Source organism: Pseudomonas sp. CGJS7 (assembly GCF_036961695.1).
Map to the genome: position 1 here is coordinate 1 of NZ_JBAMDI010000112.1, position 14,907 is coordinate 14,907.

At 67.3% G+C, this 14,907-nt stretch carries 11 protein-coding genes; 4 read left to right on the top strand and 7 right to left on the bottom strand.

Annotation, left to right across the window (positions count from 1 at the left end; genetic code table 11):
• Positions 1–155: 155 nt before the first annotated feature.
• Positions 156–1,577, bottom strand: a complete 1,422-nt coding sequence (locus V7787_RS40765) for a hypothetical protein (protein WP_336093278.1) — start codon at positions 1,575–1,577, stop codon at positions 156–158.
• A gap of 441 nt (positions 1,578–2,018) precedes the next feature.
• Here V7787_RS40765 and V7787_RS40770 point away from each other — a divergent pair, with 441 nt between their 5' ends.
• Complete coding sequence (locus V7787_RS40770; RefSeq protein ID WP_336093279.1) at positions 2,019–2,405, top strand: hypothetical protein; 387 nt, start codon at positions 2,019–2,021, stop codon at positions 2,403–2,405.
• A 290-nt stretch (positions 2,406–2,695) separates the two neighbouring features.
• On the opposite strand, the gene V7787_RS40775 is transcribed toward V7787_RS40770, so the two are convergent.
• The 5 genes from V7787_RS40775 to V7787_RS40795 all read right to left on the bottom strand — a co-directional run bounded on the left by V7787_RS40775 (position 2,696) and on the right by V7787_RS40795 (position 9,072).
• A complete protein-coding gene (locus V7787_RS40775; protein WP_336093280.1) occupies positions 2,696–3,181 on the bottom strand; it encodes a hypothetical protein in 486 nt (161 codons plus the stop codon).
• 16 nt (positions 3,182–3,197) lie between these two features.
• Positions 3,198–6,521: an nSTAND1 domain-containing NTPase gene (locus V7787_RS40780; protein ID WP_336093281.1), complete on the bottom strand. Its 3,324-nt coding sequence runs from the start codon at positions 6,519–6,521 to the stop codon at positions 3,198–3,200.
• Positions 6,522–6,989: 468 nt separating this feature from the next.
• Positions 6,990–7,211 (bottom strand): hypothetical protein, encoded by a 222-nt coding sequence (locus V7787_RS40785; RefSeq protein WP_336093282.1) that lies wholly within the window; start codon positions 7,209–7,211, stop codon positions 6,990–6,992.
• A 160-nt stretch (positions 7,212–7,371) separates the two neighbouring features.
• On the bottom strand, positions 7,372–8,007 hold the full coding sequence (locus tag V7787_RS40790; protein ID WP_336093283.1) for a peroxiredoxin family protein: 636 nt from the start codon (positions 8,005–8,007) through the stop codon (positions 7,372–7,374).
• A 165-nt stretch (positions 8,008–8,172) separates the two neighbouring features.
• Positions 8,173–9,072 carry a DMT family transporter gene (locus V7787_RS40795; RefSeq protein WP_336093284.1) on the bottom strand — a complete coding sequence of 300 codons (900 nt, stop codon included), beginning with the start codon at positions 9,070–9,072 and terminating at the stop codon, positions 8,173–8,175.
• Between the two features lie 109 nt (positions 9,073–9,181).
• On the opposite strand from V7787_RS40795, the gene V7787_RS40800 reads away from it, so the two are divergent.
• Positions 9,182–9,952: a helix-turn-helix domain-containing protein gene (locus V7787_RS40800; protein WP_336093285.1), complete on the top strand. Its 771-nt coding sequence runs from the start codon at positions 9,182–9,184 to the stop codon at positions 9,950–9,952.
• 144 nt (positions 9,953–10,096) lie between these two features.
• Here V7787_RS40800 and V7787_RS40805 read toward each other — a convergent pair whose 3' ends face one another.
• Positions 10,097–11,542, bottom strand: a complete 1,446-nt coding sequence (locus V7787_RS40805; RefSeq protein ID WP_336093286.1) for an amidohydrolase family protein — start codon at positions 11,540–11,542, stop codon at positions 10,097–10,099.
• 207 nt (positions 11,543–11,749) lie between these two features.
• Here V7787_RS40805 and V7787_RS40810 point away from each other — a divergent pair, with 207 nt between their 5' ends.
• Both V7787_RS40810 and V7787_RS40815 read left to right on the top strand, forming a co-directional pair.
• Positions 11,750–13,939 (top strand): AAA family ATPase, encoded by a 2,190-nt coding sequence (locus V7787_RS40810; RefSeq protein ID WP_336093287.1) that lies wholly within the window; start codon positions 11,750–11,752, stop codon positions 13,937–13,939.
• On the top strand, positions 13,936–14,874 hold the full coding sequence (locus V7787_RS40815; protein WP_336093288.1) for a hypothetical protein: 939 nt from the start codon (positions 13,936–13,938) through the stop codon (positions 14,872–14,874). The genes V7787_RS40810 and V7787_RS40815 overlap by 4 nt, the downstream gene beginning before the upstream one ends.
• Positions 14,875–14,907: the final 33 nt, after the last annotated feature.

The window sequence follows — 14,907 nt, forward strand, 5'->3', positions numbered from 1 at the left end:
CCTTGCCGACCGCGGGATCGGCGGCATCCGCCGTCGCTGAGCGATGCCTGCCGATCGTTCGGGACGTCGCGGTTACGCTGGCTGCGCGCGACGCTCTCCGCGGTCGTTTCGCGGACGGACTCCGCGAAACCCGATTTGCTTAGATTTGCAAAGCCTCACACCGGCGCGTTGGGCAACTCCGACACCGTCGCGCCGATGATCAGCGGGCGCCGGCAGGTGCTGGCGCCGGTAAAGGTTTGCGTGGCCGCATCGGCTTTCCAGCCCGCGGCGACGCTGCCGCCTTCGGCTTCGAAGGTGAACGGCCCGATCCGCAAACCGGTGGCGGCCTTGAACGGATCGGCGAAGCGGCGGAAGGTCGAGGTGGTGGTGCGGATCGCGAACGAGGGCTTGTAGCCCACGACCATGCCGTTCTTGATCAGCCCGAAGAAGCCGCGTTCGCCGAACACCGGCTGCCCGCGGGTCTCGATCGAATCGCCGCCGAAGGGGCTGTAGCCCGGCATGAACGGCCCGTCGATCATGCTGCGGGCGAATTCGCCGTCGAACCATTCGCCCGGGCGGATGCCGATCCGGTCGACCGCGTGGAAATCCAGCGACAACTCCAGCTTGTTGTCGAACTCGAATTCGTCGATGCGCTCCCAGCGCCCGTTGATCCGCACTTGCCAGAACAACTGGCGGATGCGGCCGCGGCGTCCGGCCCAGGTCTGGGCGAAATCGTACGGCGCCTCGCGATGGCTGAAACCCAGGGTCACGCCGGCCGGACCGTTGCCGGCTTCGACCCGGGCCACCCACTCGGCGGCGTTCTGTTCGATCCGCCAGTCCGGCACCTTGGGCAGGCGCAGCAGGTTGAGATCGGAGAAGCGCACCAGGTGTTCGTCGGCGGCGCAGCGGCGTTGCGCTTCGCCCAGCCCGGGCAGTTCGCATTGCGCGATCAGCGCGCTGTAGTGCGCCTGGGCCTGATTCATCGCCACTTGCGCGGCGATGATCCGGGTCTGGTACGGGCGGCCGCGTTCGCAGCCGAGCCATTCGCTGAAAGTAGGCGGGTGATCGCCGACCTGATTGGCGTAGGAGGACGCGGCCGCGGTGGTGGCCAGGGTGTATTGGTTGGTCGCGGTAACCAGGGCGTCGTCGGCGTCGTGCAGGTGCTGGCGCAGGCTGCGGTATTCGGTCTGCGCCGGGATCACGTTGAGGAATTGCTGATAGGCCTGGTGGACGGTGTCGCCGCTGGACACGTAGGCGCCGATCGCGCTCCATTGCGGCGCGGTCGCGCAAAAGTCGTACTGCGCGGCGGGGATGAAGCCGGCCTGCGAGCGCGGCCAGTCCCAGTGCGCGCTCGGGTAGGTCAGCTGGAAGTCGTCCGGCGACAGGCCGATCGAATCGATCAGCGCGCGGTACAGCAGGCCCCAGGGCTTGTCGTCGAAGTCGGCGTTGGCGGCGGCGCTGCCGGCGTCCAGCCGCGCCAGCTCCAGCAGGCGCCGGTCCTGGGCGCCGTGGCGGAACTGCGAGAGCGGGCCGACGTCGTCCTGGGACTCCAGCGTCTCGTCGCCGCCGGCGGCATAGGGATATTCGGACTCGGACATGGCCTGGCTCCTGCATCGCCGCGGGGCGGCGCTGCGTGCCGGAGGCCGGACGCTGCTGCGGCCCGACGCCCGGAAGCGGCACGCGGCGATCCGGGTGGGCGCACACTGCGCGTGCGGTCAGTTGACCGCCTTACGGCAACCTTACGGAGTGGGATCGCCTGTCGATTCAATGACTTGGATATCGGCTGACGCGGCTCCGTCAGGTTCGCCGGACCGGCACGCGGCGATAACGCGACGCCGCCGCCAGTTTTGCGGTGAGCCAAAGCGGGTCTGAGTGAGGCTGGGTGAACAGGGCCCGCGCCGGCGCCGCGGCCGCCCGACCGTAAGGTTGCGGTAAGGCGCCGATCCGGCGCGGCGCCCAGGGTGTGCCGGCGACCCATGTCGCGGCGCGGGATGCGCCGGCCACGCCGGAGCCCGCGTTTCACCCAAACGGAGATACCCATGAACGCCACGCTCGCCCGGTGCCTGCTGACCGCTGTCCTGACTCTCGCCGCACTGCCCGCGCTGGCGGGCGACCCGCCGGCCTGCAAGACGCCGCTGCCCAAGAACGTGCAGAAGATGGTGCAGTCCTTCAACGACTGCGCCCGCGCCGGCGACCCGGTCGCGGCGTGCGAGAAGCTGCAACTCAACGCCCGGGTCTACGACAACGCCCAGGGCCTGCTGCCCAAGCTGGGCGCGCTGGGACCGAAGTACTGGCGCGCCGCGCCGCGTCTGCTGGGCTCGCCGCAAGGCCTGGTCTATCTGGTCCAGGAAGGTTCCAAGGGCAAGCCGATCGGCAAGCGCTATTACACCGCCGACCAGTTCGCCAGCTTCTGCCAGATTCAGTAAGTCATCCCGGCAAGGCGCCGCGCGCGATCACTGTCGAAGGTGATCGCGCGTATCGGCGCCGGTGGGACTCACCGGCGGTTGTCTTGCGCGATGGCGTTTGCGCGCAGGCGGGGGCGGACTTCAGCGTCATCCTTGCAGGTCGTCGTTCCCGCCTTCGCGGGAATGACGGTAGGTGGGGGCGCTGTATTCGAATGGCGAATCGCGAATTTCGAGCCAAGAATCCAGGATCCAAGCGCCCCAACGCCTAACCACAAAGCACGAGCGGTCTAAACCGCCCGTGCTCTTGCCGCTTAGCCGCGCTTCTTGCCCGGCGGCGTGGCCTGCGGATCGTTGCCGACCTGCGGATCGCACGAGATCAGCTGCACGTCGTTGTAGGCGTTGAACGAGTCCTCCACCAGCACGGTGAAGAAGATCAGCGTGGAGACCGAATTCTCGTTGCGCATGCGCACGCGGCGCCCGTCGTCGTAGATTTTCGGCTCGCCGATCTGCTTGAAGGCGTCGGAGTTGAGCACATTGACGATCCGGAAGCGCTCGGACACTTCCGCTTCGAATACGTATTCCAGGGTCACCGGCCCCTTGCTCTGGATGGTCACCACGTCGGGAGAGAAGCTGTAGAAGTAATGGCCCTTGCCGGCGTTGCCGCCGAAGCCGACGTGCGCCAGGGTCAGCTGGATGCTCTGCACCGGCAAATCGTCGGGCTTGTGCTTGCCCTTTTTGCTCTTGCCTTGCTTGTCCGATGCGGCCGCCTGCTTGGCGGAGTCCTTCTTGTTGGCCATGGTCAATTCCTGTTTCTCAACGTTGCTGCGGGACGGCTTCGTAAAAGGCCACGAAGCCGGGATTTCGGTATCCGATGCCTTGCAGCCAGGCGATCTGGCGCGCGGCGCGGTCGCGCGCGCCCAACTGCGCCTGCGCGCGCGACCAGGCATCCAGGACCATGCGATTGCGGCTGTCGGCGACGCTGTCGGCGAGCAATTCCACCACTTGCGTCCAATCCTGCCGCGCACGCTCGCGATCGCCGGCGGCGGCGTGGCGCTCGCCGCGCCAGGCCAACGCGCGGGCGAGGGTGGAGCGATTGGGCAGATCGGCCGGAGCGCTGCGATGCAAAGCCAGCAGGTCGGCGACTACCGCATCGGCCTGCTGGTCGTTGGTGTGGGCATCGCCTTGCGCCAGGTTCAGCCGCACCAGCGCAGCGAGCAAACGCCATTCCGGCGGCGGATCGCTCTCGCGCATGATCGGCGCGAGCGTGCGCTGCGCCGCGCGCAAGCGTTGCAGGGCGCGTTCGCGCTGGCCGTTGTAGGCCGCCACCAGCCCGGCATGGGAGTAGGCGTGGCCGAGGTTGCGCCGCCAAACCTTGTTGTCGGGTTGCAGCTCCACCAGCGTATCGAGCAAGCGCACGGCTTCTTCGATTTCGGTTTCGGCCTGATCCAGGCGGCCGCGGTCGAGCGCCAGCACCGAACTGCGCAGCAGCGAGGTCGCCAACTTGCGCCGCCATTCGTCGGCATCGGGCTCGCTGTCGACCAACTCGCGCAGCATCTGAGTCTGTGCGGCGTAGCCTTGCGCGGCTTCGATCAACAACCCCCGCAGGTCTTGCGCGCTGCTCAGCCACGACAGGCTGTCGACCAGCTCGAAGCGCAGCGATTTATCGCTGGGTTTTTTCGCCAGCAATTGCTGCTTGATCGCGACCGAGCGGGCGAACAATTCACCGGCCTCGTCGCTGCGCTGTCCGCTCAGGGCCAAGGTGCCCAGGTTGTTGAGCGCATAGGACAGTTCCAGCTGCCAGCGCGGATCGTTCGGCGCGCGCGCGACCAAACGTTCCGAGGTGCTCAGGTATTCCTGCCAATGCTTGCGGGCGGAATCGAATTTTTTCTGCAGATAGTCGTGGTGACCCAGCCAGTACGCGGTGGTCCCGGATTCGGCCAGGGCGTCTAGCGATTCGGGCGAGCCGGCGACGGCCAACGCGGACGCCTGATGGGCGCGTTCGAACGCGGCGCGCGCCTCGGGGAAGCGCGCCTGGTTCATCAGCACTTCGCCGACCGTGCGCAGCGCGCGCGCGTGGCTGATCAGTTCGCGCGGCTGCATGTCGGCTTCGGGCATGTACTCCAGATAGGTCAGCGCCTGGCTGCCGACGCTGTCGAGCAGTTTCAGGTTGCCGATCGGGCGCAGCTGCTCGGCCAGGTCGCCGAGCATGAACGAGACCAGTTGCTGGGCCTGGTCGCGCCGGCGCTCGGCCTCGCGCCGCGCCTGCCACGCTTGCAGCCCCAGGCCGATGGCGACCAGCGCCATCGCGCACAACGCGCCGATCGCGCTGGCGCGCAGCCATTGCTTGCGTCGCTGCTGGCGTTCGGAGGCGTGCAGGAATTGCAGGTCGTCGGCGTCCAGGTCGTCGGGCAGACGGCGCGCGGCTTCGCGCGCCTCGGCCAGCGGGCGGCCCGGATTGAGCAGGTGGTCGGCGCGGCGGCCTTCGGCGGCCCAGCGCCGCGCCGCGCGTTGCAGGCGTTCGCGCGCTTGCAGCAGTTGCCGGTTTTCGCGCGCCCATTCGCGCGCGCGCGGCCATTGCCGCAACAAGGCTTCGTGGGCGACGCCGAAGCCGGGTTCGCCGCCGCTGAGTTCGCCGACGAACAGGCGCGCGCGGACGAAGGCCTCGGCCAGTTCGCGCGCGGCCGCGCCGTCCAGGCTGGACCACAGCACCCGCCGCGCGGTGACCGCGTCGCTGTCGGGGCGGATCACGATCAACGCCGCCAGCACCCGTTCCAGACTGGCCTGCGCCGCCGCCGGCAGTTCGGCGTAGACCTGCTCGGCGCGGTGCGCCAGCGCGCCTTCCAGGCCGCCGAGTTCGCGGTAGGTCGACAGGCTCAGCAGGCCTTCGGTGCTCTGCCGTTCGTACAGGGCCTGCAAGGTGTGCTGCAGCAGCGGCAGCGAATCCGGATGCGCGGCGGCGGCGTCGCGCAGCAGGTCGTCCAGGCGGATCGAGCTGTCGGGGTCTTCCTCGAAACTCAGCCCGGCCAGCGCCGCCGGCGCGCGGATGATCTGGCCGATTTCGCCCACCCGCGGGGTCAGCAGATCGATATGGCCGTCGCCGGCCTTGAGCTCGGCCAGCCCGGGCACGCGTTCGATCAGGGCCGGATAGAAATCGCTGCGGGTGATGGCGATGATCGCCACCCGCGGCGATGCGCACAGCGCGTTGAGCGCGGCGCCGAAATCGGCGCGGTCGGCGTCGGTGATCGCGGGCGCGGCCACCGCGGCCTCGGCGTGGTCGGTCACCAGCAGCAGATGCGCGCGTTCGGCCAGGCTCGCGGTGCGGCGGGCGAAGGCGTCGTCGATGCGCGCGCGCACCGCGTCGGGCGACTGGCGCAACTGCTGCTGCAGCCATTCGGCCTCTGTCGGCAGAAACACCGGGCGCTGGTCCAGCGTCCATTCGCACAGCGATTGCGCCAAGCGCGCCAGCAGGTCGCCGCCGCGGCAGGCGCCCAGGTCGAAATAGGCGCTGCTGAGCGCGTGCAGGCCGTCGAAACCGCCGTCCTGGCGCAGCAGCGGCATCACCCCGGCGCGCAGCAACGAGGTCTTGCCGCAACCGCTGGCGCCGGACACCAGGACGAAGCGACGCTGGTTGTCCATTTGCTCGCGCAGGGTGGCCAGCAGCTCCGCGGTCGCGCGGCTGCGGCCGAAGAACACGCCGGAGTGTTCCTGATCGAACGAGCGCAGGCCCACGTACGGGCTGCCCTGGGTCCACGCCGCCGCGCGCGGCAGGCCGCTGCGGTAGTCGTCGGGGAAACTGACCCGCGCCACCAGCCGGTAGCCGCGCTTGCGGATGGTTTCGATGTAGTCCGGTTCGCGGCTGCTGTCGCCCAGGCGCCTGCGCAATTGGGCGATGGTCTTGTGGACCGGGTTGTCGCCGTAGAAGGTGCCGCGCCAGATTTCGATCAACAGTTGCTCGGCGCTGATCACCTCGCCGGCGCGTTCGGCCAGCGCGATCAGCACTTCCATCATCCGCGGTTCCAGCGCGGTGGACACGCCGTCGCGGACGATCGCCAGGCGGTCGGGTTGAACCAACAGCGCGCCGATGCGGAACTGCGACACCGCGGCCAGGTTCTTGATCCGATCGATGCGTTGTGGCATCGCAGCGCTCGCTCGCCTTGTGCGTGTCAGTCGTCGGGGCCGGTGAGGCGGCAAGCCTCATGCGCGCCCCGCGTCTGCCGCGGCCGTTGCCGGCAGGCGGAACCAGCGAGTCGCCATCGCGTTGCGCCCCATCGCAACGTCAAGCGGGTGTGAAACGTTTCACACACGCTAACAAACCTTGCGACGTTCGTCTGTATCGGTGCGTGCAAATCCGCGCTTGGCGCCTGTCGGCGCAAGCAACGCGCGGGTCGTGGCCGGTTCGATCGGGGTTTTACGTTTGAGGCTTCAGCCCGTCAGGGCGTCGGGTCGGCGCGCGCGCAGACAGGCCGGAGCTCGCGTTGCGCAACGCGCCGGCGATCGGGCAGGGTGCGGGCGGGCGATCGGTCGCACTCGCGTCGATCGCGGAACAAAAAAAAGCCGGCCGGGGGCCACCCCCCGCGGCCGGCACAGGCTTGCGGCCGAGGGGGATCAGCCGCAGCAATAACAAACCAAGGGACGCCCGGGGCCGCCGGGACCGAGGTCTCCGCCGAACTCCGCGCACTCTGTGCGGCATTCGAACGAATCGCACGATGCCGATGGGGCCGGCGCGGCGCCGTTGCCGGCGACCACCTGGAAGGCGCCGAATCCCATCGCGGCCGAGAACAGCAGGGCGGCCAGGACGACTCGTACGCCACGATTACGCTTGATCATTGCTCAACTCCTGTCGATGTGAGCCGCGATCCCCGCGGAGGGTTCCGGCATGCGCGGCGATGAGGCGGCCGGAGAGCCGTGCAGCGGTGATGCATGATCTTGGGCTTGCGCATCGTCGGGCCGAGTCCCCGTCCCGACGATGCCGTTGCCGCGCTTGCGCCTAACGGGCCGCGAGCGCGCGTTGCGGATTGCTTTGCGGCGATTGCGATTGCGCGCCGACGGCGAGCAACAGCTCGCGCAGCGTTTGTTTGTCGTCGATGGCGCCGACGTGCTGGTAGCGCACCCGCCCGTCGCGGCCGATCACCAGCAACGCCGGCACCTTGCGCGCGCGGAACAGCGCGGCGGTGCGGCGGTCGTCGTGGGCGATCAACGGAAAATTCAATGCGTGTTCGCGCGCATAGGCGGCGGTGCGCTCGGCCGAGGCGAAGGCCACACCGACCAGTTCGGCGCGGCCGCCGGACGCGGCCTGCAACTGCCGCGCGGCGAGCTTGAGCTGCGGCAGCGAGGCGCGGCAATACGGGCAGGTGGTGGTGAAGAAGAACAGCACCTGGACCTCGCCGCGCGGCTGGCCGAGTTCCAGCGGCTGGCCGTCCAGCGCGGTCAGCGCGAGCCGGGGCACGTACATGCCGACATAAGGTTGGGTGACCCGATCGGCCAACCAGCGCTGGTCCGCGCGCATCCGGCCGACCTGCCATCCCAGCGCGACCACCAGCGCCGCGGCCAGCGCCAACGCCGCCCAAAGCAAGGGCGGCGCGAGTCGCTTGGCTGGCGATTGTGAGTCGGGTGGCGACGACATGTCTGCGACCCTAACAGCGCGCGTGCGCGGCGAACTTGACGCGGCTCACACTGACGAAGCGCTCGCGCAGGGCGCGCGAGCGCTGGGTTTCATCGTTGCAGCATCCACGGCATGACGAATGTCAGCGCGGCGTCGGGCGCCGCGCGTTCCGGCCGGCGGGCGATCTCAGCCGGCGCATTCCTGGGTTCGCAACACCGGCGCCGGCCGTTGCCGCAGCGCTTGCGCCACCGCCACGCCGAGCAGGGTCAGGCCGCCGCCGATCCAGTGATAGGCCTGCAACGGCTCGCCGAGCAGCCACACCGCGAACGCGGCGGTGAACACCGGGGTGAGGTTCATCAGCACCGCGGTCTTGTCGGTGCCCAGGCGCAGCAGGGCGTGCATCCAGAACCAGGGCGCCAAGGTCGAAGCCAGCAGGCCGGCGTAAAGCACCAGCGGCAAGTTGTGCGCATTCAACGCCACCGACGGCGCCAGCAGGAAACCCGGCAGCAACAACAAGGTTCCGCACAGGATCTGCAAATACAGCGATTCGCCGTTGGGGATCGGCAGCGCCCAGCGCTTCACCAACACGCCGTACAAGGCGTAGGAGAACGCCGCCAGCATCATCATCATCTCGCCGCGGCCCAGGCCTTGCTGGAGCAGCCGCAACGGGTGGCCGCCGCTGAGCAGCCAACTCAAGCCGGCGAAGGAAATCGCCGCGCCGATCAGCATGCCAGCCGACGGCCGGGTCTTGAGCACGACCATGCCGATCAGCATCGTCATCGGCGGAATCGCCGCGACGATCAAACCCATCGACATCGCGCTGACGCTGTGCGCGGCGAAATACGCCAGCGACTGATACATCACCATGCCCAGCGCGGCCAGCACCACCAGCTTGCGCCAGTACGGCCGCACTTGCGCGCGCAGTTTCCAGACCCGGGGCAGCATGAACGGGGTCAGCGCGAGCAGCGCGACCAGCCAACGGTAGAACGAGATCGCGGCCGGCTCGATCGCGCCGGCCGAGAGCTTGCTGACGATCGTGTTTCCGGCCCAGATCAGCGTGGCCAGGATCGGCAGTAACAGGTGCATTGCGGACTTCCTTCGTACAACCGGTACAACAGTGGGGCGGCTTATTCTAGAATGTCGGGTAATCGGCAGATGCCGATAACCAGACAGACCGTAGCGAGGCCCGGACAAGATGCGCCGCAGCCGCCAATTCCATTACCCCTACCGTTCATTGCCCGGCCCGTTGCTGCTGCGCTACGAGGCGCTGGCGGTGGACACCGAGAGCGCGTTGCACCAGCACCCCTGGGGCCAGCTGGCGTTCGTGGAGTCCGGCAGCATGGCGTTCGTGGTCGAAGGCCAGCCGTTTTTCGCCCCGCCTGGGTATGCGGTGTGGATTCCGCCGCGGATGGACCACACCTCGCACAACCGGCGCGAAGTGAAGTGCCGGCTCATCAACATCGCCGAGCGCTATACCCCGACCTTGCCCAAGGCGCCGGGGATCGTGCGTTTGCATCCGTTGTTCATCGCCGGGGTCGAGGACTTGTTCGACCGCGGCGTGGAGATTCCCGACACCCCGGCCGACCGCCGGCTGGCGCGGGTGTTGATCGACAAACTGCTGGCCACGCCGATGCTGCAGCGCTTCGTGCCGCAGAGCGAGGACCGTTTGCTGGGGCCGATCCTGGACGCGCTGCAGCACGCGCCGGGCGACAACACCACCTTGGAGGAGTGGGCGCAGCGCGTGCACACCACCGAGCGCACGCTGAGCCGGCGTTGCCGCGACGAACTGGGGATGTCGTTCAGCCAGTGGCGGCAGCGGCTGCGGTTTCAGCAATCGATTCCGTTGCTGGAGCAGGGGCGCAGCGTGCAGCAGGTGGCGGCGCAGATGGGGTATGCGAGCGCGTCGGCGTTTATTGCGATGTTTCAGCAGTTCAGTGGGACGACGCCGCAGAAGTTCCGGAGGTAGCCGGAGCCCGTTCCCCCCTTTGAAAAAGGGGGGGTAGGGGGGATTTGCTTTTGTCTTTGATCTTAGGCGGATCAACAACAGCAAAAGCAAAAGCAAATCCCCCCTAACCCCCCTTTTTCAAAGGGGGGGAACAGTGACGGCGGGTTACGGAGCGGCTTGCTTTTGCTGCGCAGCTACTCGCTCGCGCACGTCTTCCAGCATCGCATCCAACGCCTTGCGGTCGTAAACCTTGCCGCGCAACACGAAGGTATCGATACGCCGCGTCGCTGCGATATCGCGCAGCGGGTCGGCGCCGAGCAAAACGATATCCGCGGCCTTGCCGGCAGCGAGACTCCCATGCGCCTGGTCCTTCCCCAGGAACCTCGCACCATTGATGGTCGCCGCCTGCAACGTCTGCAACGGCGTCAAACCGCTTTCGACGAAGCGCTGCATCTCATCGTGCAACCCGACCCCGGGATAATTGAACGAATTGAGAAAACCGGCGTCGGTGCCGGCCAGAATATTCATGCCCGACTGCTGCAACAAAGGCAGAATCGCGGCATTGCGCTCATAGCGTTGGTGCCGGCGCTCGATCGCCGCCGCGTCGTCTTTGGCCGCCCGCTCCACCCGCCACGCATAAGTCGCCTGCAGGCCAGGACCGATGTACTTGAGGTAATCGTCGCCGCGATGATCGTTGCGGTCCAGATAGGTGGTGACGAAACTGCCATTGAGGGTCGGAGTGATCGCAGTGCCGCGGCGGGCCAGACGTTTGTACGCGGCGCGCGCGGTGTTTTCGTCGAAGCTCGCCTGGATCCGGTTCCAGCCTTCCTTGCTGTCGATCTCGCCGCGCCGGACCATCGCGCCGATCTGCGCCTCCTGCGCGGAACCGGCCTTGTAGGCGTACTCGATATGTTCGATCGAACTCAGCCCGGCCTGGCTGACTTCATCGATGGTGAGCGAGAACGGAACATGCGCCGACACCCGCAGACCGCGCGCGTGCGCCTGCTTGAGCGCGTCCATGAACAACTCGGGCGACAAGGTGTTGTCGGTGATCTTGACGAAATCGACCTTCCAGCCCTGCAATCGATCCAGGGCCTGGGCGATTTCCTCGTGAGTGCCCACTTCGATATCGCCCGGCCAGATCGACTTGTAGCCTTCCAGCTTCGGTCCCGAGGTAAAGATCGTCGGCCCCGCCAGCGCACCGCGGGCGACCGCATCGCGCCACTCGAACACGCTCGGACTCAGATCGCCGGCCGCATCGCGCACCGCGGCGATGCCGTGGGCCACGTACAGCGGCAGCAGGTTCTTGTTCTCCTCGATCAGCTTGTCGCCGCCGCCGAAATGCACGTGCATGTCCCACAGCCCGGGGATCGCGTACTTGCCTTGCGCATCGATGCTGCGCGCCGCCTCGAACCGACCCGCGCGCGAGTCCGCCTCGACCGCCACGATGCGGTCCCCGCGCACCGCGATCAGCCGGTCCGGGCGCAGCTTGCCGGCGACGACGTCGACGAGGTTGGCGTGGCGGATCAGCAGGTCGACGGGTTCGGCGGCGGACGCGACGCAGGGCAGCGCCAGCAGCAAGGCGATGAACAGGCGTGAGGTCGGAATCATGCGGAAACTCCAAGCGCGGCTGCCGCGGGCGACGCGGCCGGCGGGATCGTAAAAGGCGTCGAGGACGTATTTTGCCCGATTCGAACTGGCTTCTTGCATGGCGAATGCGAGCGGGGCCCTGTTTCGCCAGAACCGGCCATGTCCATAATGCGCGTGTGGACCAACGCGCGCTGCCTCAGGCGCCATCGCGCCCAAGGGAAGGACTGGATGAGAAGAGTCAAACGCCTGGCGACGCCGCCGTCGTTGCGCCGGCCCGATTTGTTGCGCTGGGCGCATGAGCTCAACGAGTTTTTCAGCTTGCCGGCGGACCTGCGCCAGCGAAAGCGCGCGCCGTTCGAAGAATACCGGCCGCTGTTTCTGGATGGGACGGTGCACGCGGCGCTGATTCGCCAGTTCTCGGCCAAATGCGCTTATTGCGAGAGCGGCTTCAGCGATCGCAGCCAGGCCTCGATCGATCACTTCCGGCCGATCTCGGCCGCGGCCAATGCCGAGAACGAATCCGGCAGTCCCGATCACTACGGTTGGCTGGCTTTCGAATGGCGGAATTTGATGCTGGCCTGCGACGAATGTCTGCTCGCCAAGCGCAACCTGTTTCCGGTTGATACCCCGCGGGCGCTGCCGATGACGCCGTGGCGGCAACTGATCGAAAGCGAGGGGGCGTTGTTGATCGATCCCTGCCGCGAGGATCCCGCGCGGCATCTGGCTTTTTCGCACGATGGCCAGTGGCGGGCCCGCTCCGACAAAGGGCAGGCGACGATCGAGCTGTTGCGGCTCAATCGGCCCCGGCTGCTGGAAGGCCGACGGCTTGAAGTGGACGGAACCTTGGAGTTGATCGCCGAGCTGATCGAATCGCCGGACGAACGCAGTATCCAGCTATTGGGAAACTTCAGCGCGCTTGCCTACGCCGGCGCGATACGGATCGCGGTGGACGCGGTGTACCGCGAAACCGCGCGCAGGATCGGCGCAAAGGTCGGAGCCGGTTTCGATCTCGCCCGCGATCTGCCGCGCCTGAGCGGCCATCGCCAGATATGGCACGAGGTGGTGGCCGACTATCGCCGCGACGGTCTGGGTTTGTTCGGCGCCGAAGAACTGCGCGCGGCATCCGAATCGTTTTCGCCGAAGCCCGCGCCGTCGCGTCGCGATTCCTATGTGCAACGGGTTCGTATTCGCAATTTCAAGGGATTGGACGATATCGAATTGAATTTCGCCTCATCGCGCTCCTTCGATCGCGCGCCTTGCGCCATGCTGCTCGGCGAGAACGCCGCGGGCAAGAGCACCGTGTTGCAGGCGTTGGCGCTGGCCTTGATGGATGCGCCGCTGCGCGCCGGCAGCCGGGCGCAAGGCGATGAATTGTTGCCTCGGCAGATCCATTCCTGGGACATCCGCGCGCAGACTCCGAGCGTGCAGGTGCTGACCTCCTCGGGCGAATCCTCGACCCTGCGGATCGATGCGCGTGGCGGATTCCTCACCGATGAGGGCCTGCCGTTCACCGTGCTGGCCTACGGTGCGCGACGGTTCTTCCGCGCCCATAAATCTATTGGCAAGCACGCGATCAACCGTAGCCTGTTCGATCCACTGGCGATGCTGGAAGATCCTGCGCCGTGGCTGACGCAGGCGCCGGAATCGGCGTTCAATGCCGTGGTCCGGGCGATGCGCGAGGTGTTCGCGCTGCGCGGCGACGATGATATCTACCGCGATGGACACGACCGGGTCTGGGTCAGGGCCCATGGCCGGGTCACCCCGATCGAACGCATGAGCGACGGCTACCGCGCTTTGTTCGCGATGGCGGTGGACATCATGCGCAGAATGGTCGAGGTTTGGGGCAATCTGGAATACGCGCAAGGCGTGGTGTTGATCGATGAGATCGACGTGCATCTGCACCCGCGCTGGAAAATCGAGGTGATGTCGGCGCTGCGCCGGGCGATGCCGCGGGTGCAGTTCATCGTTACCGCTCACGACGCGCTGTGCCTGCGCGGCATGCACGACGGAGAGGTGCAGGTGCTGTACCGCGATGAGCACGATCGGATTCGTCTGCGCGAAGACCTGCCGAACATCGAACTGTTGCGTACCGACCAATTGCTGACGTCCGATTTGTTCGGGTTGCCCAGCACCGCGAGTCCGAAAACCGAGGCCGCGCTCAATCGCTACGCCTATTTGCTCGGGTTGCCGCAACCGCGGGCGGAAGAGGCGGCTGAGCGCGACCGTTTGGCCGTGGATTTGCGCGCCTTGCCGCGCGGGGACACGCCGGTGGAACAGTTGATAGGCGAGGCCACCGAACGCTACATCCAGGCGCGCCGCGACAGCACCGCGCAGCAGCGCGGCGACTTGCGCGAGCAGGCGCTGGAGGAGATCGTGCGCCGGCTGGAGCGTCGCTTGGGCGCGGAGACGAAGCAATGAGGCGGGTGAATCGCGACGCGGTGGCGGCGCCGGTTTCGCTGACTGCCGACGACGGCGCCGGCAAGTCCGAAGGCAAGCGCGCGCACGCGCACTACCAGGCCGGAAACAAGGGCAGCTACGCTTTCAGCGCCTACAAAGGCGACGACGTCGCCGAAGCGATGTTCGCGCTGTTCCACGGCAAGTGCGCGTATTGCGAAAGCTTCCACAGCGCCAGCTCGCCGACCGACGTCGAGCACTACCGCCCCAAGGCCGGCGTGGAAGGCGAGGCCGGGCATCGCGGCTATTGGTGGCTGGCGGCGGACTGGAACAACCTGTTGCCGAGTTGCATCCTGTGCAATCGCCGCAACGGCCTGCGGGTGGCGGGCGAGGGCATGGGATTGGCGCAGTTGGCCCTGCAGCCGAAGACCACGGTCGGCAAGGGCAATCATTTCCCGATTCGCGGCCAGCGCGCGAGCGGGCCGAGCGGCGATTGCGAGGCCGAAGATCCGCTGTTGATCGATCCGACCCGGCGCGATCCGTCGGTCCATCTGTGTTGGCCGGAGGCCGAGCTGTCGATGCTGTCGATGCTGTCGGCGACGTTCCGAGACGGCGATCGCGATCCTTACGGCCAGAAGACCATCGACGTGCTGGGTCTCAACCGACAGTACCTGGTGGAAGCGCGGACCGGTCATCTGGCGATGGTGCGCGCGCGTTTGGCCGACATCGAATGGCTGCTGAGGCTGGCCTCGCAACTGCCGTTGGCGCCGGCGCTGGAAACCCTGGCGCGGGTGGAATCCAACCTCGACCAACTGCAGGCGATGGCCTCAGGCGACAGACCCTATTCGGCGATGGTGGCCGCGTATCTGCAACAGCGCTTGCAGTCGCTGCTCGCCGACAACCGCGACTTGCTGGCCAAGGTGCGCGCGCAGGCTGCGGCGGGGGCGGTGCCGGTTTAGCGCGGCCAAAGAAAAACCGGCCGAAGCCGGTTT